General features: G+C 73.0%; 24 protein-coding genes. 13 read left to right on the top strand and 11 right to left on the bottom strand.

The features are described 5' to 3' along the window. The first annotated feature begins 202 nt into the window (after nucleotides 1-202). From SY2F82_RS23415 to fxsA, 4 genes are all read left to right on the top strand, one after another. On the top strand, nucleotides 203-643 hold the full coding sequence (locus tag SY2F82_RS23415) for an Lrp/AsnC family transcriptional regulator (protein ID WP_110626847.1): 441 nt from the start codon (nucleotides 203-205) through the stop codon (nucleotides 641-643). A gap of 47 nt (nucleotides 644-690) precedes the next feature. Next, nucleotides 691-2,307 (top strand): amidohydrolase, encoded by a 1,617-nt coding sequence (locus SY2F82_RS23410; RefSeq protein WP_200421145.1) that lies wholly within the window; start codon nucleotides 691-693, stop codon nucleotides 2,305-2,307. A gap of 604 nt (nucleotides 2,308-2,911) precedes the next feature. After that, the gene (locus SY2F82_RS23405) at nucleotides 2,912-3,712 is read left to right on the top strand and encodes a polyprenol monophosphomannose synthase (protein WP_200421144.1); all 801 of its coding nucleotides are present in this window, start codon (nucleotides 2,912-2,914) and stop codon (nucleotides 3,710-3,712) included. A 73-nt stretch (nucleotides 3,713-3,785) separates the two neighbouring features. Beyond that, nucleotides 3,786-4,343 carry an FxsA family membrane protein gene (gene fxsA, locus SY2F82_RS23400; protein ID WP_200421143.1) on the top strand — a complete coding sequence of 186 codons (558 nt, stop codon included), beginning with the start codon at nucleotides 3,786-3,788 and terminating at the stop codon, nucleotides 4,341-4,343. Between the two features lie 135 nt (nucleotides 4,344-4,478). Here fxsA and SY2F82_RS23395 read toward each other — a convergent pair whose 3' ends face one another. The 4 genes from SY2F82_RS23395 to SY2F82_RS23380 all read right to left on the bottom strand — a co-directional run bounded on the left by SY2F82_RS23395 (nucleotide 4,479) and on the right by SY2F82_RS23380 (nucleotide 8,001). Then, nucleotides 4,479-4,853: an RNA polymerase-binding protein RbpA gene (locus SY2F82_RS23395; protein WP_099500427.1), complete on the bottom strand. Its 375-nt coding sequence runs from the start codon at nucleotides 4,851-4,853 to the stop codon at nucleotides 4,479-4,481. A 267-nt stretch (nucleotides 4,854-5,120) separates the two neighbouring features. Further along, nucleotides 5,121-6,467 (bottom strand): MFS transporter, encoded by a 1,347-nt coding sequence (locus SY2F82_RS23390; protein ID WP_200421142.1) that lies wholly within the window; start codon nucleotides 6,465-6,467, stop codon nucleotides 5,121-5,123. Between the two features lie 44 nt (nucleotides 6,468-6,511). Beyond that, nucleotides 6,512-7,279 (bottom strand): glycerophosphodiester phosphodiesterase, encoded by a 768-nt coding sequence (locus SY2F82_RS23385; RefSeq protein ID WP_200421141.1) that lies wholly within the window; start codon nucleotides 7,277-7,279, stop codon nucleotides 6,512-6,514. Continuing rightward, complete coding sequence (locus tag SY2F82_RS23380) at nucleotides 7,276-8,001, bottom strand: YitT family protein (protein WP_200421140.1); 726 nt, start codon at nucleotides 7,999-8,001, stop codon at nucleotides 7,276-7,278. The genes SY2F82_RS23385 and SY2F82_RS23380 overlap by 4 nt, the downstream gene beginning before the upstream one ends. Nucleotides 8,002-8,065: 64 nt before the next feature. On the opposite strand from SY2F82_RS23380, the gene SY2F82_RS23375 reads away from it, so the two are divergent. Then, nucleotides 8,066-9,565: a PLP-dependent aminotransferase family protein gene (locus tag SY2F82_RS23375; protein WP_200421139.1), complete on the top strand. Its 1,500-nt coding sequence runs from the start codon at nucleotides 8,066-8,068 to the stop codon at nucleotides 9,563-9,565. Nucleotides 9,566-9,591: 26 nt separating this feature from the next. On the opposite strand, the gene SY2F82_RS23370 is transcribed toward SY2F82_RS23375, so the two are convergent. After that, on the bottom strand, nucleotides 9,592-11,235 hold the full coding sequence (locus SY2F82_RS23370) for a hypothetical protein (RefSeq protein ID WP_200421138.1): 1,644 nt from the start codon (nucleotides 11,233-11,235) through the stop codon (nucleotides 9,592-9,594). Nucleotides 11,236-11,272: 37 nt separating this feature from the next. Beyond that, nucleotides 11,273-11,467, bottom strand: coding sequence for a hypothetical protein (locus SY2F82_RS23365; protein ID WP_103842281.1), 195 nt, complete (start codon nucleotides 11,465-11,467; stop codon nucleotides 11,273-11,275). A gap of 300 nt (nucleotides 11,468-11,767) precedes the next feature. Here SY2F82_RS23365 and SY2F82_RS23360 point away from each other — a divergent pair, with 300 nt between their 5' ends. The 5 genes from SY2F82_RS23360 (at nucleotide 11,768) to SY2F82_RS23340 (ending at nucleotide 17,250) form a co-directional block, all read left to right on the top strand. Continuing rightward, nucleotides 11,768-12,160 (top strand): ankyrin repeat domain-containing protein, encoded by a 393-nt coding sequence (locus SY2F82_RS23360; protein ID WP_200421137.1) that lies wholly within the window; start codon nucleotides 11,768-11,770, stop codon nucleotides 12,158-12,160. A gap of 300 nt (nucleotides 12,161-12,460) precedes the next feature. Next, complete coding sequence (locus SY2F82_RS23355) at nucleotides 12,461-13,879, top strand: HEAT repeat domain-containing protein (protein ID WP_200421136.1); 1,419 nt, start codon at nucleotides 12,461-12,463, stop codon at nucleotides 13,877-13,879. A gap of 139 nt (nucleotides 13,880-14,018) precedes the next feature. Continuing rightward, complete coding sequence (locus SY2F82_RS23350; RefSeq protein WP_200421135.1) at nucleotides 14,019-15,191, top strand: glycosyltransferase family 1 protein; 1,173 nt, start codon at nucleotides 14,019-14,021, stop codon at nucleotides 15,189-15,191. Further along, nucleotides 15,188-16,399 carry a glycosyltransferase gene (locus SY2F82_RS23345; protein ID WP_200421134.1) on the top strand — a complete coding sequence of 404 codons (1,212 nt, stop codon included), beginning with the start codon at nucleotides 15,188-15,190 and terminating at the stop codon, nucleotides 16,397-16,399. The genes SY2F82_RS23350 and SY2F82_RS23345 overlap by 4 nt, the downstream gene beginning before the upstream one ends. Continuing rightward, nucleotides 16,396-17,250 (top strand): SGNH/GDSL hydrolase family protein, encoded by an 855-nt coding sequence (locus SY2F82_RS23340; RefSeq protein ID WP_200421133.1) that lies wholly within the window; start codon nucleotides 16,396-16,398, stop codon nucleotides 17,248-17,250. Before SY2F82_RS23345 ends, SY2F82_RS23340 begins: the two co-directional genes overlap by 4 nt. A 7-nt stretch (nucleotides 17,251-17,257) precedes the next feature. On the opposite strand, the gene SY2F82_RS23335 is transcribed toward SY2F82_RS23340, so the two are convergent. The 5 genes from SY2F82_RS23335 to SY2F82_RS23315 form a co-directional block, all read right to left on the bottom strand. Then, entirely contained in the window at nucleotides 17,258-18,127 is an 870-nt protein-coding gene (locus tag SY2F82_RS23335) for a biotin-dependent carboxyltransferase family protein (RefSeq protein ID WP_200421132.1), read from the bottom strand. After that, nucleotides 18,127-18,741 (bottom strand): 5-oxoprolinase subunit PxpB, encoded by a 615-nt coding sequence (gene pxpB, locus SY2F82_RS23330; protein ID WP_200421131.1) that lies wholly within the window; start codon nucleotides 18,739-18,741, stop codon nucleotides 18,127-18,129. Before pxpB ends, SY2F82_RS23335 begins: the two co-directional genes overlap by 1 nt. Beyond that, nucleotides 18,738-19,490, bottom strand: coding sequence for a LamB/YcsF family protein (locus SY2F82_RS23325; protein ID WP_200421130.1), 753 nt, complete (start codon nucleotides 19,488-19,490; stop codon nucleotides 18,738-18,740). The genes pxpB and SY2F82_RS23325 overlap by 4 nt, the downstream gene beginning before the upstream one ends. A gap of 72 nt (nucleotides 19,491-19,562) precedes the next feature. After that, nucleotides 19,563-20,408, bottom strand: a complete 846-nt coding sequence (locus SY2F82_RS23320) for a putative hydro-lyase (RefSeq protein WP_200421129.1) — start codon at nucleotides 20,406-20,408, stop codon at nucleotides 19,563-19,565. Then, nucleotides 20,405-21,724: an MFS transporter gene (locus SY2F82_RS23315; protein ID WP_200421128.1), complete on the bottom strand. Its 1,320-nt coding sequence runs from the start codon at nucleotides 21,722-21,724 to the stop codon at nucleotides 20,405-20,407. Before SY2F82_RS23315 ends, SY2F82_RS23320 begins: the two co-directional genes overlap by 4 nt. 194 nt (nucleotides 21,725-21,918) lie before the next feature. Here SY2F82_RS23315 and SY2F82_RS23310 point away from each other — a divergent pair, with 194 nt between their 5' ends. The 3 genes from SY2F82_RS23310 (at nucleotide 21,919) to SY2F82_RS23300 (ending at nucleotide 25,177) form a co-directional block, all read left to right on the top strand. Further along, nucleotides 21,919-22,629, top strand: coding sequence for a GntR family transcriptional regulator (locus tag SY2F82_RS23310; RefSeq protein ID WP_200421127.1), 711 nt, complete (start codon nucleotides 21,919-21,921; stop codon nucleotides 22,627-22,629). 87 nt (nucleotides 22,630-22,716) lie between these two features. Continuing rightward, nucleotides 22,717-24,243 (top strand): hypothetical protein, encoded by a 1,527-nt coding sequence (locus SY2F82_RS23305; RefSeq protein WP_200421126.1) that lies wholly within the window; start codon nucleotides 22,717-22,719, stop codon nucleotides 24,241-24,243. Nucleotides 24,244-24,298: 55 nt separating this feature from the next. After that, a complete protein-coding gene (locus SY2F82_RS23300; RefSeq protein ID WP_200421125.1) occupies nucleotides 24,299-25,177 on the top strand; it encodes a hypothetical protein in 879 nt (292 codons plus the stop codon). Nucleotides 25,178-25,223 lie beyond the last annotated feature (46 nt).

Below are 25,223 nucleotides of genomic sequence, written 5' to 3'. Positions count from 1 at the left end.
TCCCGTCTCCGGGGTAATCACGAGAGCATCACGAAGCCTGATCGGATACTGTGGCGTTCGTCACATGCCACTCGCAGGTGCCCGGCGCGGCCGCGGGTCACCCGGGCGGCTCACAGGCCGCTCTCACCAACATCACAAACCGGGTATGACCTGGGCTGCTGAGGTATCCGCGGAGTCAGGGCGCACTGTAGGTTCTAGCGCCATGGAGGAGCTGGACCGACAGATCGTGCAGCTGCTCGTCAAGGACGGGCGGATGAGCTACACCGACCTGGGCAAGGCCACGGGCCTGTCCACATCGGCCGTGCACCAGCGGGTGCGCCGGCTCGAGCAGCGGGGCGTCATCCGCGGGTATGCCGCCGTCGTCGACCCCGAGGCCGTCGGCCTGCCGCTGACCGCCTTCATCTCGGTGAAGCCGTTCGACCCCAGCGCCCCCGACGACATCGCCGAACGCCTCGCGGGCGTCCCGGAGATCGAGGCCTGCCACAGCGTCGCGGGCGACGAGAACTACATCCTCAAGGTCCGCGTGGCCACGCCGCACGAACTCGAGGAACTGCTCGCCCGGCTGCGGAGCCTCGCGGGGGTGTCGACGCGCACCACCGTGGTCCTGTCCACCCCCTACGAGGCACGGCCGCCCCGGATCTGATCGACCTCCCTGCGGGGCGTCCCCCGCCAGGGGCGACACTGTTGCCCATGAGTGAGCGCACCGCCGAGCCCCAGACCGTCCTCCTGCGCCGCGGAGAGGTCCACAGCCCCGCCGACCCCTTCGCCACCGCGATGGTCGTGGAGGCCGGACATGTCGCCTGGGTCGGTTCCGAGGGCGCGGCCGACGCCTTCGCGGAGGGCGTCGACGAAGTGATCGACCTCGACGGCGCCCTCGTCACTCCCGCGTTCACCGACGCGCACGTGCACACCACCGCCACCGGCCTCGCGCTCACCGGCCTCGACCTGTCCGGTGCCCCGTCCCTGACGGCCGCCCTCACCCTCGTACGGGACTTCGCCGCCGCCCGGCCGGCCGGCCGGGTCCTGCTCGGCCACGGGTGGGACGCGGCACGCTGGCCCGAACGGCGGGCGCCCCGACGGGAAGAGCTCGACGAGGCCACCGGTGGGCGTCCCCTGTATCTCAGCCGCATCGACGTCCACTCGGCCGCCGTCACCACCGCCCTGCTGGACCTCACCCCGGGCGTGCGCGACAAGGCCGGCTTCACGGACGGCGAGCCGCTCACCCGCGACGCCCACCACGCCGTACGAGCCGCCGCGTTCGCCGCGGTCACCCCCGCCCAGCGCGCCGAGGCCCAGCGCACCGCCCTCGCCCACGCCGCCTCCCTCGGCATCGGCTCGCTCCACGAGTGCGCGGGCCCGGAGATCTCCTCGCAGGACGACTTCACCGGGCTGCTGCGCCTCGCCGCCGAGGAACCCGGACCGCGCGTCGTCGGCTACTGGGCCGAGCAGGACGTCACCAAGGCCCGGGAGCTGGGCGCGCTCGGCGCCGCGGGCGACCTCTTCGTCGACGGCGCCCTCGGCTCGCACACCGCCTGTCTGCACCAGCCGTACGCGGACGCCGCCCACACCGGCACCGCCTACCTGGACGCCGCCGCGGTGGCCGCGCACGTCGTCGCGTGCACCGAGGCCGGGCTGCAGGCCGGGTTCCACGCCATCGGCGACGCCGCCGTCACGGCCGTGGTGGAAGGGGTGCGCGCCGCCGCCGAAAAGGTGGGCCTCGCCCGGATCCGCGCCGCCCGCCACCGCGTCGAGCACGTCGAGATGCTCACGCCCGAGACCATCGCGGCCTTCGCCGAACTGGGCCTGACCGCCTCGGTCCAGCCCGCCTTCGACGCGCTGTGGGGCGGTGAGGACGGCATGTACGCCGAGCGTCTCGGCGCCGCCCGGGCCCGCACGCTGAACCCGTTCGCGGCCCTGCTGCGCGCCGGCGTCCCGCTGGCGTTCGGCTCCGACAGCCCGGTGACCCCCCTCGACCCCTGGGGCACGGTCCGCGCGGCGGCGTTCCACCGCACCCCCGAACACCGGGTCTCCGTACGCGCCGCGTTCACCGCGCACACGCGCGGCGGCTGGCGGGCGATCGGGCGGGACGACGCGGGCGTTCTGGTGCCGGGCGCCCCCGCGGACTACGCCGTGTGGCGCACCGACGCACTCGTCGTCCAGGCCCCCGACGACCGGGTGGCCCGCTGGTCCACCGACCCCCGCTCCGGCACCCCCGGACTGCCCGATCTGACCCCCGGAACCGACCTTCCCGTCTGCCTGCGCACCGTGGTCGGAGGCCGGACCGTGTTCGTAGGGCCGGGCGAGTGATCTCCCGGGGTGGCGCCGCGGCGACGAGCCGTCAGAACCCCGTCGTGCGACCTGCGTATCCTCCGCTGCGACCAGGCCCTTCGCCGAAGACCCGCAGGTGGGGCGGCTGTTGACAGTGAGGCGCGGAGGGCCGGTAGGTTCGGCCGGGTCCACCACCGAATCGTCCGACCGGGGAACCTCCGCGCAGTCGCCCGAGCGCCGCTGGGTCAGGGATGGTGTGCCACGTCGGCGCATCACCACTGGGAGCCAGGCTCAGCGCCCGCGCCACGGCGAGGGCAACGTTCCGGTCGGTCGGCAGGGTGTGACCCGGGTGGGGCCCGGACGTCCAGTAGACAACGGCTTTCGGTCGATCCGCAGCCAGCGGGTCCCAGGTCGGCCCGAAGGGCGCCGGGCCCCGATCCGCAGCCGCCCTGGCCGTGGCGAGCAGTGGACCCGCTCTCAGCGCCGTGGGCACCAGTGCGACCGGCCGGTGCAGGCCGCCGACGCGGCGGACATTTTTACCCGGCTCTTATGGAATCGACACCTCCAAACGAACCCGCGGTGGCGGAGGCCCCTGCCGCGACCACTATGGTGGACCTCTGCGTACGGATGTGAAGGGGCAGCAGTGAACCACGGCGACGGGACCCTCGGGGCATCGGCCCAGGGCAAGCAGTTCGGTCCGCTAGGCACCGCCTTGGTGATCATTCCGACCTACAATGAGGCGGAGAACATCAAGACGATCGTCGGCCGAGTGCGGTCGGCGGTGCCCGAGGCGCATGTCCTCGTGGCCGACGACAACAGCCCCGACGGCACCGGCAAGCTCGCGGACGAACTCGCGGCCGACGACGATCACGTCCACGTCATGCACCGCAAGGGCAAGGAAGGGCTGGGCGCCGCGTACCTCGCCGGGTTCCGCTGGGGTCTGGAACACGACTACGGCGTCCTCATCGAGATGGACGCCGACGGCTCGCACCAGCCGGAGGAGCTGCCGCGCCTGCTGACCGCGCTCAAGAGCGCGGACCTGGTGCTCGGCTCCCGGTGGGTGCCGGGCGGGCGGGTCGTGAACTGGCCCAAGTCGCGCGAGTTCCTCTCCCGCGGCGGCAGCACCTACTCCCGTCTGGCCCTCGGACTCTCGCTGCGCGACATCACCGGCGGCTACCGCGCCTTCCGCCGCGAGACCCTCGAGGGCCTCGGGCTCGACGAGGTGGCCTCGCAGGGGTACTGCTTCCAGGTCGACCTGGCGCGCCGCGCGGTCAAGGCCGGGTTCCACGTCGTCGAGGTGCCGATCACGTTCGTGGAGCGGGAGCTCGGCGACTCCAAGATGAGCCGGAACATCGTCGTGGAGGCGCTGTGGCGCGTCACGGCGTGGGGCGCGGAGGAGCGCTTCGGCAAGGTCCTGGGCCGGGGCGGGAAGACGCGCCGGTAGAGGCACGGCGGCGTCACGGGCGCCGCTGAAGCCCCTTATCCCGCACTGAGCCGGGTCCGGGCACACTGGGAGCATGACGACTGGCGCTTCGACCTCTCCCCGCACCACCACCCGGCCCCGGCGCTCGAGGTTGCGCACCTTTCTACCGCTGGGCATCGCCGCGTGGCTGGTGCTGGAGATCTGGCTGCTGACCGTGGTCGCCGGTGCGACCAGCGGGTTCACGGTCTTCCTGCTGCTGGTCGCCGGCCTGGTGCTCGGCTCCGTGGTCACCAAGCGGGCGGGCCGCCGCGCCTTCCGGAACCTGAACGAGGCGCTGCAGAGGGGCGGCTCCCCGTCGAGGACCGGCGGCAACGGCCTGATGATGCTCGGCGGCCTGCTGCTGATGCTGCCGGGCTTGATCTCCGACGCTGCGGGTCTGCTCCTCCTGCTTCCGCCGGTCCAGAAGGCGGTCGGCCGTTACACGGAGCGCACGATCGACCGCAAACTCCGCCAGTCCCCGTACGGCAGCTTCGGTGACGCCTTCCAGCAGGCTCGTATGCACCGCCCCGACGGGAAGATCGTCCAGGGTGAGGTCATCAGGGACGAGCCCGAGGACACTCCGGGGGAGCCCCGCCCGCCCCTGCCCCGCTGACGTCAGGGCCGGCAGGCGGAGCTCCGCGGGGCCCGGTCCACCCGCGCCAGATATCAGTGGGCGCCGCACGTCACAGAGACGTACGGCGCCCACTGATATCTGGCGCGCGCAGTATTCCGCCCGACCCCGGAGGGGCTACGCGGACTTGCGGCTGTCCCGCGGATGCACCGCGATATTCATCGCGCCGGACCGCAGAACCGCGAGACGCTCCTCGAGGACCTCTTCGAGCTCCTCACGGGTGCGCCGCTCCATCAGCATGTCCCAGTGCGTACGCGCGGGCTTCGCCTTCTTCTCCTCCGGACCTTCGCCGTCCACGAGGAGCGCCTGGGCACCGCAGACCTTGCACTCCCACTCCGGCGGGATCTCCGCCTCGACCGAGAAGGGCATCTCGAACCGGTGCCCCTTCTCGCATGCGTACTCCACGGCCTGGCGCGGAGCCAGGTCGATGCCGCGGTCCGTCTCGTAGCTGGTCACCACGAGGCGCGTGCCGCGAAGAGCTCGCTCACTCATGAATCGTGCCTCCCGGGCTTGTCGCCCACAGGACAGGTGTCGCTGTCGTCGTCATCCGGTCAACGTCCGGTCGGCGGTAAAGATTCCCGTTCCGAGTCCCGTTCCGGGTCATGCGTCGCCGTCGTAGCCGCCCCTTGTTGTACCCACCGGCGCCCGGTTTGTCACATCTGCTAGCAGATGTCACCCAGCGTTTCGGCTCCTTTGACGCGCAGTAACGGTACGCCTGGCAGGCCAAACGCGTACACTACCGCCCTTTGCGCTCGGACGCTAAATCCTCTCGGGCACCGGATTGCCCGCGTCGCGCACCGCCTCGCGTACCGGAACCCGGGCCAGCAGCACGAACCCGAGGGCGAAGAACGCCACCAGCGAGATGATCGCCTCCCGGTAGCTCCCCGTCAGCTGGTACGTGACCCCGAACAGCAGCGGGCCCAGCCAGCTCATGCCGCGGTCGCTCATCTCGTACGCGGAGAAGTACTCGGCCTCCTTGCCGTGCGGAACCAGATGTGAGAAGAGCGACCGGGACAGCGCCTGGCTGCCGCCGAGGACCAGCCCGATGCAGGCCGCCAGCGCGAAGAACCCGGCCGGCGCGCCCGCGGGGAGGAAATAGCCGGCGGCGAGCGTCGCCGTCCAGGCGACCAGCGAGCCGAGGATCGTGCGCTTCGCGCCGTACGTCCGGGCCAGCCGGCCCATGCCCAGCGCGCCGCCCACCGCCAGCACCTGCACCAGCAGCACGGCGGCGATCAGCGTCGACTGGCCGAGGCCCAGCTCCTGGGAGCCGTACACCGACGCCTGTGAGATCACCGTCTGGATGCCGTCGTTGTAGATGAGGTACGCCAGCAGGAAGGCCAGGGTGAGCGGGGTGCGGCGCATGTCCCGGACCGTCGCGGCGAGTTGCCGCCAGCCGTGCACCGCCTCAGTCGTCGACGTCGTACGGCGGTCGCGCAGGCGTCTGAGCGGGATGATCGTGAAGGCGCCCCACCACAGGCCCGCCGAGGCCAGGCAGATGCGGACCGCCGTCGACTCCGAGACGCCGAAGGAGTCGTGTGCCGTGAACAGGACCAGGTTCGCGATCAGGACCAGCGAACCGGCCGCGTAGCCGAAGGCCCAGCCGCGCGAGGAGACCGCGTCACGCTCCTCGGGCGGGGCGATCAGCGGCAGATACGAGTTGTAGACCACCATCGAGACGGCCACCGACGCGTTCGCGACGATCAGCAGCAGGCCGCCGAGCAGATACCGGTCACCGTCCAGGAAGAACAGGCCCGTCGTGGCCGAGGCGCCCAGGTACGCGCACAGAGCGAGCAGCGGCTTCTTGCGGCCGGTGCGGTCGGCCGCCGCACCCGCGAGCGGCATCACGAGAATCGCCACGACGACCGAGGCCGAGACGCAGTAGGCGAAGAACGAGCCGGCGCGCACCGGGACCCCCAGCGGGTGGACATATCCGTGCGCGTCCGCCGCCGACTTGGCCACCGAGGTGAGATAGGGACCGAGGAACACCGTCAGCACGCTCGTCGAGTAGACCGAGCACGCCCAGTCGTAGAAGTACCAGCCGCGTTGTTCGCGCCGCCGCTCGGCGGCCTCGTCGCCGGCCTGTGCCCGCACGGTGCCGGTGCCCACCCGTGCCCTCGCTTCCCCGTGGAACGTGATCGTGCGCGGGGCGTTCAGACCCAGGTGCCCCGTTCTTCGAGGACCTTGCGCAGTGTGTCGATGTGATCGGTCATGATGCCATCCACTCCCAGGTCCAGGAGCCGGTGCATGCGATCGGGCTCGTTGATCGTCCACACGTGCACCTGCAGTCCGAGCGCGTGGGCGGTGCGCACGAAGCGGTGGTCGACCACGGGGATGCCCGACTGGGACTCCGGAACCTGGGCGGCGACCGCCGAGCGGCGCACCGCCGCCGGTACGCCCCAGGAGCGCAGCCGCAGGTTGAGGACACCGCGGGTGCCGTACGACGTCGCCAGGCGCGGTCCGGCCAGGCGCTGGGCGCGCACCACGCGTGCCTCGGAGAACGAGCCGACGCAGACCCGGTCCCAGGCATCGGTGCGCTCGATCAGGTCCAGCAGCGGCCCCAGCGCGGGCTCCGCCTTGACGTCCACGTTCCAGCGCACCTCCGGGAACTCCTCCAGCGCGTCCTCGAAGAGGGGCACCGGCTCGCTGCCCGCCACGCGCGCGTGCCGCACGTCCTCCCAGGGCAGGTCGGCGATCCGGCCCGCACCGTCGGTCACGCGGTTCAGGGTCGCGTCGTGGAACGCCACCAGCTTCCCGTCGGCCGTGGCGTGCACGTCCGTCTCGATATACCGGTAGCCCGCCGCCACCGCGCGCCGGAACTGCGCCATGGTGTTCTCCAGGCCGTGGGCCGCCCCGCCCCGGTGGGCGAAGGCGATCGGGCCGGGATGATCGAGGTAGGGGTGGCGTATGAGGGTGGTCACGGACGCAGTATCGCGCGCTCCGGTTGCCCGGCGGCAACGACCGTGCTGCGCCCCGATGCCGCGGGGGCGGCGAACACGCGCAGGAAGAACTGGGCGAGCGGTCCGATGGACAGCGCGTACACGATGGTGCCGATCCCGACGGTGCCGCCGAGGGCGAAGCCGGTCGCGACGACGGTGATCTCCACCGCTGTGCGTATCAGCCGGATGGAGCGGCCCGTGCGCCGGTGCAGTCCGGTCATCAGGCCGTCGCGTGGGCCGGGACCGAAGTCGGCGGCGATGTAGAGGCCCGTCGCCACGCCGTTCAGCACCACGCCGGCGACCAGGAGCGGCACGCGGACGGCCAGTGAGCGCACCTCGGGGAGCACGGCCAGGGTGGCGTCCATGGCGAAACCGATCACCAGCACGTTGGAGACGGTGCCGAGTCCCGGACGCTGCCTCAGCGGGATCCACAGCAGCAGGACGGTCGCGCCCAGGATCGTCAGTACGACGCCCATGCTGAGCCCGGTGAGCTCGGACAGACCCTGGTGCAGTACGTTCCACGGTTCCAGGCCGAGACCCGCCTTCACCAGGAGGGCGGAGCTCGCGCCGTAGAGGGCGAGACCGGCGTAGAGCTGGAGGAGCCGCCGTCCGCGACGGCTCCTCATGGACTTGTCAATGGACGGATCGCTCGGCGCGTCGGCAGACAAAACGTGCCCCCCTGTGGTGGTAGTGGCCTGACGCATGTCACTCTGTGGCTTGGAAAGACAACTCATCCATGGCCAATTCCGGGAAGGTGGACTGGGAATCATGGCGCAGTGGACCTCGGCGGTGGGCGCGGCACAGTTGGCCCGGCTGCTCACCTCCCAGCAGGACCGTCCCGCGGGCCCCGGCAGCCGCCGCCCGCCCGCCTATCGGGCACTGGCGGACGGCATCCGGCTGCTCGTGCTGGAGGGCCGGGTACCGGTCGCCGCCCGGCTGCCCGCCGAGCGGGAGCTGGCGCTCGCCCTGTCGGTGAGCCGTACGACGGTCGCGGCGGCGTACGAGGCGCTGCGCACCGAGGGGTTCCTGGAGTCCCGCCGCGGAGCGGGCAGCTGGACCGCCGTGCCGGCCGGGAACCCGCTGCCGGCGCGCGGCCTCGAACCCCTCCCGCCCGAGGCACTCGGCTCGATGATCGACCTGGGCTGTGCCGCGCTGCCTGCGCCCGAGCCCTGGCTCACCCGTGCGGTGCAGGGAGCCCTCGAGGAACTGCCGCCCTACGCGCACACGCACGGCGACTACCCGGCGGGCCTGCCCGCACTGCGGTCCATGCTCGCCGACCGCTACACGGCGCGCGGCATCCCGACCATGCCCGAGCAGATCATGGTGACCACCGGCGCCATGGGCGCGATCGACGCGATCTGCCACCTGTTCGCCGGGCGCGGTGAGCGCATCGCCGTCGAATCGCCGTCGTACGCCAACATCCTCCAGCTGATGCGGGAGGCGGGCGCCCGGCTCGTCCCCGTCGCCATGGCCGAGGGACTCGGCGGCTGGGACCTGGACCGCTGGCGCCAGGTGCTGCGCGAGGCCGCACCGCGGCTCGCCTACGTCGTCGCCGACTTCCACAATCCGACGGGCGCGCTCGCCGACGAGGACCAGCGCCGCCGCCTGGTGGAGGCGGCCCGCTCCGCCGGGACGGTCCTGGTCGTCGACGAGACGATGAGCGAGCTGTACCTGGAGGAGGAGCTCGAGATGCCGCGCCCGGTGAGCACCTTCGACCCCGCGGGCTCGACCGTCATCACCGTCGGCTCGGCGAGCAAGGCGTTCTGGGCGGGCATGCGCATCGGGTGGGTGCGCGCCGCCCCCGATGTCATCCGCAGCCTGGTCGCGGCCCGCGCCTACGCCGACCTCGGCACTCCGGTCCTCGAGCAGCTGGCGGTGAACTGGCTGCTGAGCACGGGCGGTTGGGAGCAGGCGGTGGACCTGCGGCGCGGCCAGGCCCGGGAGAACCGGGACGCCCTGGTCGCCGCCGTGCGCAAGGAGCTGCCGGCGTGGGAGTTCTCGGTGCCCCGGGGCGGCCTGACGCTGTGGGTGCGCACCGGCGGTCTCTCGGGCTCCCGTCTCGCGGAGGCCGGGGAACGGGTCGGGGTTCGGGTGCCGTCGGGGCCGCGCTTCGGCGTGGACGGCGCCTTCGAGGGCTATGTGCGACTGCCGTTCACGGTGGGCGGCGCGGTGGCGGAAGAGGCGGCGGTGCGTCTGGCGGCCGCGGCGCGCCTGGTCCAGACGGGCGCGTCGGGGCCGACGGAGGCTCCGCGGACGTTCGTGGCCTGATCAGGGGCCCGGTGCGGGGCTGCGGGTCAGCCCTCCACGGCCAGCGCCTCCGTCGGGACCGGCTCGACCGGTGCGCTGCGGCCAGCCGGCTTGTCGCAGTCGATCGGAGTGCTGGGGGCGATCGGTGCGCTTGGCGCGATCGGTTCGCCGGCGGCGATCGATTCGCTGCGGCGGGGGAGCAGGGCGAGGACCGCCTGCCGATGCTGTTCGTCGGCGGTGTCGTCGTACGGGTCCGGGGTGGCCGGTACCTGGAGGCGGTGGACCGGGCCCGAGCCCAGGCGGGCGTAACCGCGGCCGGGCGGCACGTCCTTGACGCGGGTGGTGTGCGGCGGCGCGCCGAGCACCGCCTCCAGCTCGCCGGGGGCCGCCGGGCCGAGCACCACACGTGCGCGGGTGTGCTGCAGGACCGCGTCGGACAGGCCGTCCAGGGCGTCCACCTGCTCGGCGACCACGACCGTGACGTTCGCGGCGCGCCCGTGCCGCAGGGGTACCTGGAGCAGGGCCTGGGGATCGGCGCGGCCGTCGGCGGCGGCGAGAGGCCCGAGGACGGTCGGCCGGTCCAGCAGAATCCACAGCGGGCGCCTGACGTCGTCCGGCGGGGGGTGCCCGGCCTGCCGGGCACGGTTGGCGGCGATCAGCCGCCGTTCCGTCTCATGGGTCGCCCACTCCAGGCTCGCCGCCGCCCCCGCGAGCCCGGACTCCACCGCCAGCACCCCGTCCCGGCCCGTCAGGAACGCGTACTCCCCGGTGCCGCCGCCCTCGACGATCAGCACGTCCCCGTGCTGCAGCGCCTGCAGGGCGATGGAGCGCACCAGCGTCGTCGTGCCGCTTGCCGGTGTGCCTGCGATCAGCAGGTGCGGCTCGGCGCACCGCGGGCCGGTGCGCCACAGCACCGGAGGCACGTCGCGTCGCTCCTCGCCGTGGGTGAGGGGGAGCGTGCGCTGGACGCCGGTCGGATCCGTGAAGCCGAGGACCGTCTCGCCCGGGGCGGTCACGAAGCGCTGCGCGGCGATGTCGGTGGGCAGGGGAGGCAGCACCGTGACCGTCAGTTCGTTGCCCTCCTCGTCCCAGGCGAAGTGGTACTCGCGGTCCCGGCCCGACTTGGCGTGCAGGAGCTGTTCGATCCGGGCCCGTGATGCGGGCTCGCCGTCGGTGAAGTAGGCGGGATAGCGGATGACGAGGCGGGAGACGCGGCCGGTGTCGTCGAACTCGCAGGAGGAGAAGGCCCGGGTGAAGTCCCCGCCGTGCGCGTACAGCGGAGCCGGGTCCTCGGCGGCCGAGAAGTACGGGACCAGAGCCTCGTACAGGGCGCCCAGCCGCTTGGTCTGCGCGGGGTCCGGGCCCGGGGGCGTCGTCGACCTGCTTTCCCGGCCCTTCCAGGCCGACGCCGCCATCAACGTGATGGCGGCGAGCAGCGGCCCGTACGGCACCAGCGCCACGACCAGGATCACGGAGGCCACCAGGAAGAGCAGCGGTCCCCGCCGGTCCTTCGGTGTGTCCGCCCACGTGCGCCGCCCGGCCGCGGCCAGCCGGCGCAGGCCGCGCGTGATGGTGATCAGCGGGTGGAGGACGTCGGTGGCGCCGCCGGCCGCCGCCCGTGCCAGCTCCCGGCTGCGGGCGATCCGGTCGCCGCCGTTGCTCAGAATGCGGGGGAGGGGACGCCGAGCCACGTCGTTCTCCTGAGGGTGTGTGCGGACGGGAGCCGGGTCAGAAGTTGAGCCCGCCGAGGAGGCCCGCGAGACTCGCCCCGCCGGCCTTGATGCTGGGGGCGATGGCGGTGCTCGAGAGGTAGAACCCGAAGAGCGAGCAGACCGTCGCGTGCGAGCCCTTCAGGCCGTCCTTGCGGAAGAAGAGGAAGACGATGGTGCCGAGCAGCACGACGCCCGAGATGTTCAGAATCATTGCTCTCTCCTGGTTCGTGGGGACAGTCACCATGAGTCCTTCCAGGCTCACAGAATGTATCCATACGATAAAAGGTGCAACTGGGTGAAATTCGCCGGATTTCCTTCGGTCGGCGGAGTCACCTCTGTCCCTTGACCAGCCCTGACGCCCGCCACGGGCCTCGTCGTGATCCTTGCCGAGTACGGTGCCGGTCATGTGACGCGGAAGCCAGTACGCTGGCGATTCACCCGTACGGGGCACCAGTACCGGGACCCGTCGGGCATCAGTACCAGCAGCCGTAGTGGAGAGGCGGTCCGGCCGATGAGTGAAGCCCCCGACCCCGAGGTCGTGGAGCTCGCGACCAAGATCTTCGATCTGGCACGCCGAGGCGAGACCGAGACGCTCGCGGCATACGTCGACGCGGGCGTTCCGGCCAACCTCACCAACGACCGCGGCGACACCCTGGTGATGCTCGCCGCCTACCACGGCCACGCCGACGCCGTCCGGGCCCTGCTCGAGCGCGGCGCGGAGGCCGACCGGGCCAACGACCGAGGCCAGACACCGCTCGCCGGAGCCGTCTTCAAGGGCGAGGCCGAGGTCATCCGGGCCCTCCTGGACGGCGGCGCCGACCCGGTCGCGGGGACGCCCTCAGCGATCGACACCGCCAGGATGTTCGGCAAGACGGACCTGCTCGAACTGTTCGGCGCACACTGATCCGAACACACTGACCAGCGGAAACGACGAAAACGGGGGAGGCGGTACCGGACCGCCCGAAATAAGGTCGCGGCAGCGCGAGAGCCCGGGTCATCATGACGTCGTGATTCACGGACGCGACGGCCGGGCAGGTGATGCCGCACCGCGCGGACCGTGATCGGTCCCCACGGGCCACCAACGAGAGGCAGAGGAAAATGGTCTTCAGCAAGCAAGAGACGGCGGGCGCCCCGACGTGTTGTCACGCGGCCAGGTAATGCATGTCCCCCGGTTGCGTCGACGCTTGATGTGAGGCTGTTTCCCATGTTCGAACCGGTCATAGCGCCCAGCGGCACGCTGCTCGGCCTGCTCCAGAGGGGCCGCGGCGACGGCACACTGCACGCGCTCACCGCCCCCCGCGCCGAGGCGCTCGCGGCTCTCGACCACTGTGTGCTGCGCGACCCCCGCCACGACTGGCAGGTGGAGAACCGCTCCCTGTACTACGCCCGGCTCTACCTCGACCTGGGCGGCGAGCTGGACGCCATCGAGGCGCACCTGTTCAGCGCCGAGGACGTCCTCGATGCCGACGAGTGCCGCACCGGACTCGCCCTCGCCGTCCTCGGGCACCTCGCCTCGTACGGCAGGCGCGACGCGCTCCACCTGCTGCGCAGGTACGCCGCCTCGGGCACCAACTGGGCCTGGGCGCTGGACGAGCTCGCCCTGCGCGACGACGACGCGGGCCTGCGCGCCCTGGCTGCTCCCGTCCTGGCCCGCTTCCCGGCCGACCGCGAGGGCGAGGCCGAACTCGCCGCCGCCGTCCGGGACGCCTTCGAGCCACGGCCCTGGCGGCTGTGGGCCGACGACCCCCGCGAATCCATCGCCTTGCGCGTGCGTGCCGCACAGGAGGCCGGCTGTTTCGACCGTTGGCAGCGGCAACTACGGCCCCAGGGGCCTCGCCCGGGGTGGAGCGTGCAGGCCGTCTTCGACTGGGCGCAGCAGGGCATCGAACGCGGTGCCGCGCTGCACGTGCCGGCCGCGCGCTGCCTCACCGCCGTCGCAGGCCCCGAGGATCGAGCCGAGATCGTCGAGGCCGCCCGCTCGGGTGGCGACGGAGCCCGCTCGACGGCTCTGCGGTACCTCGCCGACAGCAACGATCCGGACGCCCTCGAACTCATCGAGGATGCCGTGTCCACGGGTTCCGCGTTCGTCGTCGACGCGGCCGTGGACGCCTTCGAACGCATGCGCAGTCTCGCCGCCGTGGACCGCGCACGGGGCTGGGCCCGTCGGCCCGACGCCCTCGGGGCCGCCGCCGCGCGCATGCTCGCCTGCCGTGGCGGTGCCCAGGACAGCGACCTGGTCCTCGCGGCGCTTCGGGAGGCGGTTCGGGGCGAGGGCCCCGACGCGTCGACCCTGTGGACCCTCGTCGACGGCGCCGGACGGCTCGGCATCGCCTGCGCCGCACCCGTCCTGCGCCATGTCTACCGCGAGACCGCGTCCTCCCATCTCCGGGGGCGAGCCGCCCGCGCGCTGGCCGCCACCGACCCCTCCTTCGCCTCCGGGTTCGCCGTCGAATGCCTCTGGGACTGCGAGGAGTCCACCCGCGAGATCGCCGCACGGCACGCCGAGACGGGAGACGCCCGCGTCGTGGAGCGGCTGCGTCGGCTCGCCGCGGATCCCGCCGAGGAGGCCGAGGTGCAGACCGCCGTACGCAGCCGGATCGGGCCCGACATGCCTGCCGTATGAACATCCGGTGACCGGCGCGTCAGGAGTGCGTGGACACGGGCGGACCTGCTCGGCTGTGCAGCTCAACGCTCATGGGACGTTCCCCGGCCGGAAAGATCGACGTTGACGCGGCCACGTCCGGCGCGGCGAGAACACGGGTATGCGTGTCGTCATCGTGACCGAATCCTTTCCCCCCGATGTGAACGGCGTGGCCCACTGCGCGCTGCAGACCGCCCGGCACCTCGTCGATCGCGGTCATGCTCCCCTCGTCGTCGCTCCGGCCACCTCCCCCAGGTTCTCCACCGCGCTCGACCAGCAAGGCGCCCCCGCCGGCATCGGCACCGGGCCCGACGCCCTCGCGCCGTGCCCCGTCGTCCGTGTCCCCTCCCTACCGCTCCCCGGCTACCCCCAGGTGCGCGTGGCACTCCCCAGTCGACGCGTCGCCACGGCCATCACCGAACACCGCGCCGACATCGTGCACCTGGCCAGCCCCTTCATCCTCGGCGTCCGCGGCATGGCGGCCGCCGCCCGGCTCGGCATCCCCGCCGTCGCCATCTACCAGACCGATCTCGCCGGCTATGCCCGTACCTACATGGGCGCCGGTGAGGCGGCGGCCTGGCGGCGCATCCGCTCCGTGCACGCCGCCGCCGACCGCACCCTCGCGCCCTCCAGCGCGGCCCTGCACGACCTGGAGGCACACGGCGTGCCCCGGGTGCGGCTGTGGCCGCGCGGCGTCGACACCGCCCGATTCCGGCCAGGCCTGCGAGACGAGGCGATCCGCCGGGAACTCGCCCCGAACGGTGAGCTGATCGTCGGCTACGTCGGCCGGCTCGCTCCCGAGAAGCACGTCGAACTCCTCGCCGGCGCCTGCGGTCTGGACGGCGTACGCGTCGTCGTCGTGGGCGACGGGCCGAGCGAGACCACCCTGCGCGCCGCCCTGCCCGGCGCCGTCTTCCTGGGCCGCCGCACCGGCGACGAACTCGCCCGGATCTTCGCCTCCCTGGACGTCTTCGTGCACACCGGCCCCTTCGAGACGTTCTGCCAGACCGTGCAGGAGGCCATGGCGAGCGGCGTGCCGGTCGTCGCGCCCGCCGCGGGCGGCCCGCTCGACCTGGTGGCTCACGGCCGCACCGGACTGCTCGTGCCACCCGGGGACACGGCCGCCTTCCGGGACGCCGTGTGGTCCCTGGCGGCCGACCCGGCGCTGCGGGCCGCCTACGGGGCCGCCGCGCGCACTCTCGTCGAGGGCCGCACCTGGGCCGCCGTCGGCGACCAGCTCATCGGCCACTACGCGGACGTGCTCGCCGCGCGCCAGACGGTGGTGGCGGCATGAGCTTCGCCACCGAGCGGACCGGCGCCGGGCTGCGTATCGTGCGGCTCGCCAACTTCGTCGCCCCCGCATCCGGCGGTCTGCGCACCGCGCTGCGCGAGCTGGGCAAGGGCTTCAAGGAGGCCGGGCACGAGCCGGTGCTCATCGTGCCCGGCGAGCGCCACACCGACGAGACGACCGAGCAGGGGCGGGTCATCACCCTGCCGGGGCCGTTGCTGCCCGGCACCGGCGGCTACCGCGTCCTCGTGGACAAGCGCCGCGTCGCCGCCCTCCTGGAGACCCTCGACCCCGACCGTCTCGAGGTCTCCGACCGCACGACCCTGCGCTGGACCGGCAAGTGGGCCCGGCGCGCCCGGGTCCCCGCCGTGATGGTCTCCCATGAGACCGCGGACGGCGTCCTGCGCACCTGGGGCCTGTCCGAGACCATGTCCCGGCGCGCAGCCGACGCCCTCAACACCCGTACGGCACACACCTACGCGCGCGTGGTGTGCACCACCGAGTTCGCCGAGCGTGAGTTCGTGCGGATCGGCGCCCGCAACGTCGTACGGGCACCGCTGGGCGTCGACCTCGCACAGCGGCACCCGGCGCTGCGGGACGCGGGGCTGCGCGCACGGTACGCGCGCGGGGACGAGACGCTGCTCGTCATGTGCTCCCGGCTGTCCGTGGAGAAGAAGCCCGGCACGGCCCTGGACGCCCTGGAGGCCCTGCTGCACCGCGGATGGCGCGCGGTGCTGGTGGTCGCCGGGGACGGGCCGCTGCGGGCCCGGCTCGAACAGCGGGCGGAGGAGCGGCGGCTGCCCGTCACCTTCCTCGGCCACGTCACCGACCGGGACCTGCTCGGCGCGTTGCAGGCCACGGCCGACGTGTGCCTGGCCCCGGGACCCGCCGAGACCTTCGGGCTGGCCGCCCTGGAGGCGATGGCGTGCGGCACGCCCGTGGTGGCCAGCGCCCTCTCCGCGCTGCCCGAGGTGATCGGGTCGGCCGGGGCGACCGCCGTGAACACCGGTGAGACTTTCGCCGACGCGGTGGAGCTGCTCATGGAACGCTCCGAGTGCGAGCGCCGGGAGACGGCACGCGCGCGTGCCGAGTGCTTCGGCTGGAAGGCGGCGGTGGACGCGTTCCTCGCGGCCCACGACGCCCTGCCGTTCGACACTCCGACGGCGGCCGGTGACGCCCGCCCGCGGGAGGCGGCCCGGGAGGGCGTGCGATGAGACCCCTGCGGTTCGTCGCGCTCGGCGACTCGCTGACGGAAGGCGTGGGCGACCCCGTCGGGGACACCTGGCGGGGGTGGGCCGCGCTCCTCGCCGAAGGGCTCGCCCCGGCGGACAGCCCCGCGGAGTTCACCAACCTCGCCGTCAGCGGCGCCCAGACCCGGGATCTCCTGGAGCGGCAGACCCCGGCCGCGCTCGACCTGCGCGCCGATGTCGCCTCCGTGGTCATAGGCGTCAACGACACCCTGCGCTGCACCTTCGACATCCACGCCGTGGCCGCCCGTCTCGACCAGGTGTACGCCGCGTTCCGCGCGCACGGCACGGTGTTGCTCACGGCCTGCCTGCCCGACCCGGGGACGATGCTGCGGCTGCCCGGGGCCCTGGCGCGCCCGCTGGCGCGCAGGCAGCGGGCCGTCAACACGGTCGTGCACGCGCTGTCCGAACGGCACGGGGCGGTGCACCTGCACGCGGCGGACGGGGACTGGATCAGCGACCGCGCGATGTGGAGCGCGGACCGGCTGCATCCGGGGGAGCGCGGGCACCGGCAGCTCGCCCTGCGCTTCCACGAGCTGCTCGCCGAGGCGGGCCTCGCCACCGGTACCGCGCCCTCGGCGGACCCCGAGGCCCCGGCGCCGAGCCGCTCGGCGAACCTGCGGTGGCTGGCCACCGCAGGGACGGGCTGGGTGGCCAGGCGGTGCACCGATCTGCTGCCGCAGCTGCTCACACTGGCCGCCGACGAGGTCCGTCACAAGGCCAGGGGGACCAGTGCCCGGCTGGACCTGACGGCCTCGCACGCGGTGGCCTCCGCGCTGGCCGCGCTGTCGGTCGTGGAGCAGCCGGACGCGGCGTGAGCCCCGCCTACCGGCGGCTCACGGCCGTGAACCGCACGGGGGTGCCCGGGGCCGCCTGGGCGGCGGCCGCGAGGTCGGCGGTGCGGACGACCGCGATCACCGGGTACCCCCCGGTGGTCGGATGGTCGGCCAGGAAGACGACCGGGCGGCCGTCGGGCGGCACCTGCACCGCGCCCAGCACCATGCCCTCGCTGGGGAGTTCACCGTTCCGGGCACGCTCCAGGGCGGGGCCTTCGGTGCGCAGGCCGATGCGGTTGCTCGCGGCGGACACCCGGTACGCGCGCGTGACGAGCGTGCGGAGTGCGTCCCGGGTGAACCAGTCGGCGCGCGGCCCGAGCGTCACCCGCAGCACCAGCTCGGCCGGCGGGCCCGGCTGGGGAACGGCGTCCACGCGCGCGTGAGGGCCGGTCGGCACCCCCAGGGGCAGTACGGCACCGTCCGCGAGCGGGGGCGGGCCGAGCCCGGAGAGCAGGTCGGTGGAGCGGCTGCCGAGCACCGGGTCCACGGCCACTCCGCCCGCGATACCGATGTAACCGCGTACTCCGGCCCGTGCAGGCTCCATCTCCAGCAGCGCCCCGCCCGGCACGCGGACCGGCGCTCCCCACGGGGCGGGGCGGCCGTCCACGGTGACCGCGCAGGGCGCGCCGCCGACCGCGACGGTGACCGCCGAACGCGGGCGCAGTGCGCAGCCGTTGAGCGTGGTCTCCAGGACGGCGGCTTCCGGTGGGTTGCCGACCAGCCGGTTGACGAGTGCCGCCGCGGGCGCGTCGAGCGCCCCGGAACGCGGCACCCCGAGATGGGCGTGGCCGGGCCGGCCCCGGTCCTGCACGGTGGTCAGCAGCCCGGCGCGTACGACGACGAGAGCACGGTCCGCCATCAGGACCCCACCGGGACGAAGCGGACGCTGACGCCCGGGGTGAGCAGCGCGGCCGGCACGCGCGCGTGGTCCCACAGCACCGCGTCGGTCGTGCCGATGAGCTGCCAGCCCCCCGGCGACGAGCGTGGATAGACCCCGGTGTACGGGCCCGCGAGCGCCACCGAACCCGCCGGGACGGCTGTGCGCGGGGTCGCCCGGCGTGGCACGTGGTAGCGGTCCGGCAGGCCGGTGAGATAGCCGAACCCCGGCGCGAACCCGCAGAAGGCGACCCGGAATTCGGCCGCCGCGTGGATCCGCGCCGCCTCCTGCCGCGACACGCCCCACGCGGCGGCCACCTCCGGGAGATCGGGACCGTCGTACCGTACGGGGATCTCGACCGGCTTCTCCGCGCGCGTGGCGACCGGCGGGATGGCCCACCCGGCGATCCGGGCCGCGAGCCGGGCAGGGTCGGCGACGCCGTCGAGGAGGACCGTGCGGGCCGCGGGGACGACCTCACGCGCGGCCAGCTCGCCGGAGGCCCGACGGCGCAGCAGCTCGGCGTGCAGGGCCTGTGCCTCGTCGCCGCTGGAGAGCTCGACCAGCAGCGCCTCGTCCCCGACGGGCAGCACCCTCATGCGAAGGCCTCCACACGCACGCCCCAGGCCTCCAGCTCGGCGCGCACCCGGCGGGCCAGGTCGACCGCGCCCGGCGTGTCGCCGTGCAGGCACAAGGAACGTGCGCGCACCGGGATCTCGCGCCCCGAGTGGGCGGCGACGGTTCCGGAGCGGGCGAGGCCCACCGAGCGCGCGACGACCGTGTCGGGGTCGGTGATCACCGCTCCGTCCCGGCCGCGCGGCACGAGCGTGCCCTCCTCGGTGTAGGCGCGGTCCGCGAACGCCTCCGTGACGACCGGGAGCCCGGCCTTGCCGGCCACCTCCAGGAAACGCGACCCGGGCAGCCCCAGCACGGGCAGCGTCGCGTCGGCGAGCAGCACGCCGTCGACGACCGCCTGGGCCTGCCGCTCGTCGTGGACCACCCGGTTGTAGAGCGCGCCGTGCGGCTTCACGTACGCCACACGAGAGCCCGCCGCGCGCGCGAAGACCTCCAACGCGCCGATCTGGTACGCCACTTCGGCGGCCAGTTCGTCGGGCGGCACATCCATCGAGCGCCGCCCGAAACCGGCCAGGTCGCGGTAGGAGACCTGGGCGCCGATCCGTACGCCGCGCTCGGCCGCCAGTTCGCACACCCGGCGCATGGTGGCCGCGTCCCCCGCGTGGAACCCGCAGGCCACGTTGGCGCTCGTGACGACCGACAGCAGCCGCTCGTCGTCGGTGAGCTGCCAGCGGCCGAAGCCCTCGCCGAGATCGGCGTTCAGATCGATCATGGTCCCTCCTGGTGGGGCGCCGTCGGGCGACGCGGTACCGGTCGTCCTCGAACGACGTGGCACCGGTCGTCGTCAGACCACGCGGTACTGGTCGTCGCGCGCGTCGGTGATGAACATCTGTCCCGGCGCGTGGGTGATGGCGAACGGCGGGCGCGAGGCCATCACCGCGGCCTGCGGGGTCACGCCGCAGGCCCAGAACACCGGGATGTCGTCCGGTTCGGCGTCCACCGGGTCGCCGAAGTCGGGCCGGCGGAGGTCCTCGATGCCGAGGGCCGACGGATCGCCGCAGTGTACGGGGCCGCCGTGCACCGCGGGGAGCAGGCTGCTCTCCCGGATCGCGGCGGGCAGGTGCCGTGGCGGGACCGGGCGCATGGACACCACCATGGGGCCGTGCAGCCGCCCTGCCGGACGGCAGGGGCGGGCGGTGACGTACATCGGGACGTTGCGGCCCTGCTCGATGTGGCGCAGGGGCACGCCCGCCTCGCCGAGCGCCCACTCGAAGGTGAAGCTGCACCCGATGAGGAACGACACCAGGTCGTCCCGCCAGTGGGAGCGCACGTCCGTCGGTTCGTCCACCAGTACGCCGTCCCGCCACACCCGGTAGCGCGGCAGATCGGTCCGCAGGTCGGCGCCCTGCGCGAGGACGGTCGTGGGGGAGCCCGCGTCGGTGACGTCCAGGACCGGACAGGGCTTGGGGTTGCGCTGGCAGAAGAGCAGGGCGTCGTACGCCCAGTCGGCGGGCACCGAGATCAGGTTGACCTGGGTATGGCCCGCGGCGACCCCGGCGGTGGGGCCGCTCAGTCCCTCCCGGACACGGGCCCGCGCGTCCTTCGCGCTCCACGCGTGCGCGTGCTCGTCGACGAGGATCAGGGGTCGGTCTTCCGTGAGGGTCGGGGAGTGGTCTTCCGTGCGGTTCACCGCAGCTCCTTCCCGCGCGTCTCGGGCAGCCCCAGCAGCGCCAGCGCCGCGATCCCGTACCCGATCGCCCCGAAGACCAGCGCACCGCCCACGCCCCAGCTGTCGGCCAGGAAGCCCACCAGGGTCGGGAAGGCGGCGCCCACCGCGCGACCGGCGTTGTAGGTGAAGCCCTGTCCCGTGCCGCGCACCGCCGTCGGGTACAGCTCGCTCAGGTACGACCCGAAGCCGCTGAAGATGGCCGACATGCAGAACCCGAGCGGGAAACCGAGCACCAGGAGCAGGGTGTTGGCGCCGCTCGGGATGTTCGCGTACGCCAGGATGCAGATCGCCGACAGCAGGGCGAAGAGCCAGATGTTGCGCCTGCGGCCGAGCCGGTCGGTGAGGTGGCCGCCGGTGAGATAGCCGAGGAAGGCCCCCGAGATCAGGAACGTCAGGTAGGAGCCGGTGCCGACGACCGACAGGCCCCGTTCCGACTTCAGGTACGTCGGCACCCAGGTCGCCAGTGTGTAGTAGCCGCCCTGGACACCGGTGGAGAGCAGACCCGCGAAGACCGTCGTGCGCAGCAGGCCGGGCTGCCCGTCCCTGCCCGGCCTGAAGATCGCGGCGAAGGAGCCCTTCTGTGCGCTCTGTTCGCGCTGGGCCGTCGCCTCCGGGGCGTCGTGCACCCGGCGGCGCATCCAGATCACCAGCAGCGCGGGCAGCGCGCCGGTCCAGAACATCACCCGCCAGGCCAGGTCGTCGCCCAGGAACGAGAAGACCAGGGTGTAGACGACCGCGGCCAGCGCCCAGCCGACGGCCCAGGAGCTCTGGATCGCGCCGAGCGTACGGCCCCGGTGCCGGGCGCTCGCGTACTCGGCGACCAGGATCGCGCCGACCGCCCACTCGCCGCCGAAGCCGAGGCCCTGCAGGGCACGGAAGACCAGCAGGGTCTCGTAGGTCGGAGCGAAGCCGCAGGCGACCGTGAAGACGGCGTACGTCACCACGGTGATCATCAGGGCCTTCACCCGTCCGACGCGGTCGGCGACCACACCCGCGACGGCGCCGCCGACCGCCGAGACGACCAGGGTGACCGTGGTGAACAGGCCGGTCTGGCCGCTGTCCAGATGGAAGTACGCCGCCAGCGCGACCATGCTCAGCGGCAGCGTGAAGTAGTCGTACGAGTCCAGGGCATAGCCGCCGAAGGCGCCCGCGAAGGCACGGCGGCCACGCGGGCCGAGGGCGCGCAGCCAGCCCAACGCGCCGTCGTCAGCGCCGCGTTCACCTGCGTCGGAGCGGGCGTCGGCGGTCGGGGCCGGGGAGGAAGGAGTCGTGCTCATGGGCACCTCGCAGTGAGGGACGGAGGGTGCTTGCGGGATGAGCGGGAAGGTGCTTGCGGGATGAGCCGGAGGGTGCGGGAGCCGCAACGCCACGGTGAGCGGAGCGGTGCCGTGCCCAGCACGGTAGAGGATCGTTGAACGATCCTTCAATACCCATGTTGTCTCGTCCTTGTCTCTGCGCTTGAATTCCGGGCATGGCAGAGGAGCTGACGGGACTGGCCGACGACCGCGCGCTGCTGGGGCGCACCAGCACCGCCGAGCGGGTGTCGGACATCCTCAGGAGCCGTATCGCCGAGGGCTACTTCCCGCCCGGCACCCGGCTGTCGGAGGACAGCATCGGCGGTGCGCTCGGCGTCTCGCGCAACACGCTGCGCGAGGCGTTCCGGCTGCTCACACACGAGAGGCTGCTCGTCCACGAGTTGAACCGGGGCGTCTTCGTACGGGTCCTGACGGTGGACGACGTCAAGGACATCTACCGCACCCGCACGCTCGTCGAGTGCGCCGTCGTGCGGGGCCTCGGGCAGCCGCCGTACGCCCTCGAAGGTCTCGCGGCGTCGGTCGCGGAGGGGCAGCGGGCGGCGCGCGAAGGTGACTGGAAAGGCGTCTCGACGGCCAACATCCACTTCCACCGTGAACTGGTGGCGCTCGCCGGGAGCGAACGCACGGACGAACTGATGCGCAGCGTCTTCGCCGAACTGCGCCTGGCGTTCCACGTGGTGGCGGACCCGCGCCGGCTGCACGAGCCCTACCTGGCTCGCAACGAACAGATTCTCCGGACCCTGCAGGCGGGGCGGCGCGAGACGGCCGAGCAGCTGCTGGCGGCCTACCTCGACGACTCACGAGCAGGCCTGGTCGAGGTGTACGGGCGCCGGGTGGCCGACACGGGTCAGGGACGCGGGGCTTGACATCGGCGGCTCTGCCGCAGGGCGCGGCCGGCGGAGCGCACCCGGCGATTTGGGTCGTTGTCAGACCCAGGACCTAATCTGTGCACCGTGACTTCGCCTGCATCGACGGATCGTGTTCCGCCCCAGTTCAGCACGGGGCCGCGCCCCGCTTCGGGGCCGGCCGCCGACGAGGGGCTGGCCCGGCGGCTGCGCGCGCTCGCCTGCACCGCGCCGCTGCACGACCTGGATGCGCGCAAGGCCAACCTCGCGGGTGAGTACTCGGTGTACGGCATGGCGGAGATCGCCCTCGCCGCCATCGACCTGGTCACGCTGAACATGGACTTCGACACGGGCGCGGACCACGACCAGATAGTCGCCCGCCTCATCCCGCGCATCGCCGCCCAGGCACCGCAGCGCCCGCCCGCCGAACACGAGCGCGTGGCCCGCTGGGTCCTGGAGAACCTGATCAACGTCGGCAGCGTCGACCGCGGCTTCCGGGCCGTCTACGGCACGTTCGCCCCGGACGGCACGTACGTCCGCCGCGACTACGACTTCAAGCTGATCGAGGAGGTCCCGGGCTACGGCGGAGGCGTCTACCTGCGGACGACGGACGAGGCGGTCAACGTCCTCGTCGGCGCCCTCGACACCGATGTCACCAGCGCCCAGATCGCCGCCGAGGTCAAACTGGAGGTGCTGATCAGCCGGGGCCGCCTCGCCGACGCCCAGCTCGCCGCCGAGCAGGCGCGCTACCGGACCGTGCAGTACTCGGAGTCCCTGCGCAAGGCCCTGGACGCCACCCGGCGCAACGTCCGCGCGGTGGACTGGCTGAACGCGGTCCCGGACATGATCACCGAGGCCCTCGACCACGTCGCCGAGCGCTACCGCCACGAGAACGCGATCCTCACCAACATCCGCAAGGCCCGAGACGAGTCCGAGGACCCCGACCAGAAGCGGCGCGCCGCCGAACTCGTCGACATCGTCAAGGACTGCATCCGCCGGCACACGCAGCTGCAGTCCCGGCTCCTGGAAGCGGGCCCGCTGTTCCGCGCCGAGCAGGACCGGCAGGCGTTCGCCACGCCCGTCACGACGTCCGGGATCGACCTCTACGGACATCTCGTCGCGCCCGTGCTGCCCCTGGCGCTTGAGCGGGCGACCCGCGTCACGGACGCCTTCTTCACGCACGGTACGGGACTGCGTACGCCGTTCTCCGTGCGGGTCTCAGACCTCGTCGACCTGCTGCTGACGCCTCCGGTGGAGCGCGAGCACCTGGGCGCCGAGATGCCCGAGCCGGACCTGATCGCCACACCGGACGACAGCAGGTTCAGCGAGGAGCAGCTGGCCGCCGCCATGGAACTGCTCGACCTGCCGGCGGACGCGCCGCGGCGGCTGTCGGGGCTGTTGGCCGAGGCGCGCCGCAAGGACCCCGACCTGCCCTATCTGGTCGCCCTGCTGGCAGTGCACGCGGCGAGCCCGCCGGTGGGCACGGCGTACCGGCAGGGGGAGGAGAAGCTGCTGTTCGCGGTGGACGACGGCACGGAGCTGGACGACCCGGAGTTCGGCGGGGCCGACCTGATCGTGGGCACGGCCCTGCTGGACGCGGCGGGCATGGCGGCGGACCGGACGGAAGCGGCGTGATGCCGATGACCACGATGACCACGAACAAGCAGCAGTGCACCAAGGAGCCCCAACCGTGACCGAGCACGTCGAGTGGAGTGAGCCGGACGCCGCCGCCACACCGGTGAGCAGCGCCGTGACCCCCGCCGACGCCGCCGACGCGGCGCGGCTGGTCGCCTTCGGCCTGCAGCCCAAGCTGCAGCCCGCACGCGACCAGGAGTACGCCGACCTGCTGCGCCGTTACCGCGAGGACCCGCCGTTCGCGCGGCTCGCCGACGCCGTCGCCACCGGGCTGGGCCTGATCGTCCTGGAGGTGTCCCCGCGCGCGGGCATGGCCGTCACGGCGGCCGAGGACTCGGTGTTCGCGGTCCGCATGGGCGACTACGCGCGTCGCACATCGGCCGACTCCGCCGACCGCTTCCTGCACGGGCTCGCCCATCTGGCCGTCGCCGCCCTGGCGTTCCCGCGCCCCGAGGACCTCGCCGACGACGGCTACATCGGGCGCGTCACGGTCAACGGCGTCGACGCCTTCGTCCGCCAGGCCTGCCGCCGCCTCGAGGAGCGGGCCGAGGAGCAGGGGGAGAACACCGACCCGGCCACCGACGCGCCCGGCCTCGAGGCCGCCTGGCGGGTCTGGGCCAGACGCAGCGCGACCGGGGCCACCAAGGACGCGCGCCGGCCGGCCGCCTCGACCACCGGCATCGTCGCGAAGGCCGTCGCGTTCCTCACCGACTCCGGATTCCTCCAGCGCACGGGCGACGAGAACGGCGGCACGTACCGCACCACGGCCCGCTACCAGCTCCAGGTGCGCGACATGGCCGGAAGCGCCGCCATGGCCGAACTCCTCGAACTCGGCGTCGTCCCGGTCACCGACGGCACGGCGACCCTGCTGCCCGCCGAGGACACCGACGATCTGGAGCTCGTGGCCGACGCCGGACTGCCGTTCCACTCCTGAAACAACCGCACTCTTCCGCACACCAGCAAGACTTGAGACGAGAGTC

This window comes from Streptomyces sp. Y2F8-2, from assembly GCF_014905555.1.
In the GTDB taxonomy this organism is placed as follows: Bacteria; Actinomycetota; Actinomycetes; order Streptomycetales; family Streptomycetaceae; genus Streptomyces; species Streptomyces cynarae.
Note: the sequence above shows the minus strand (reverse complement) of the source record. Positions and strands in the feature narration are given on the sequence as shown.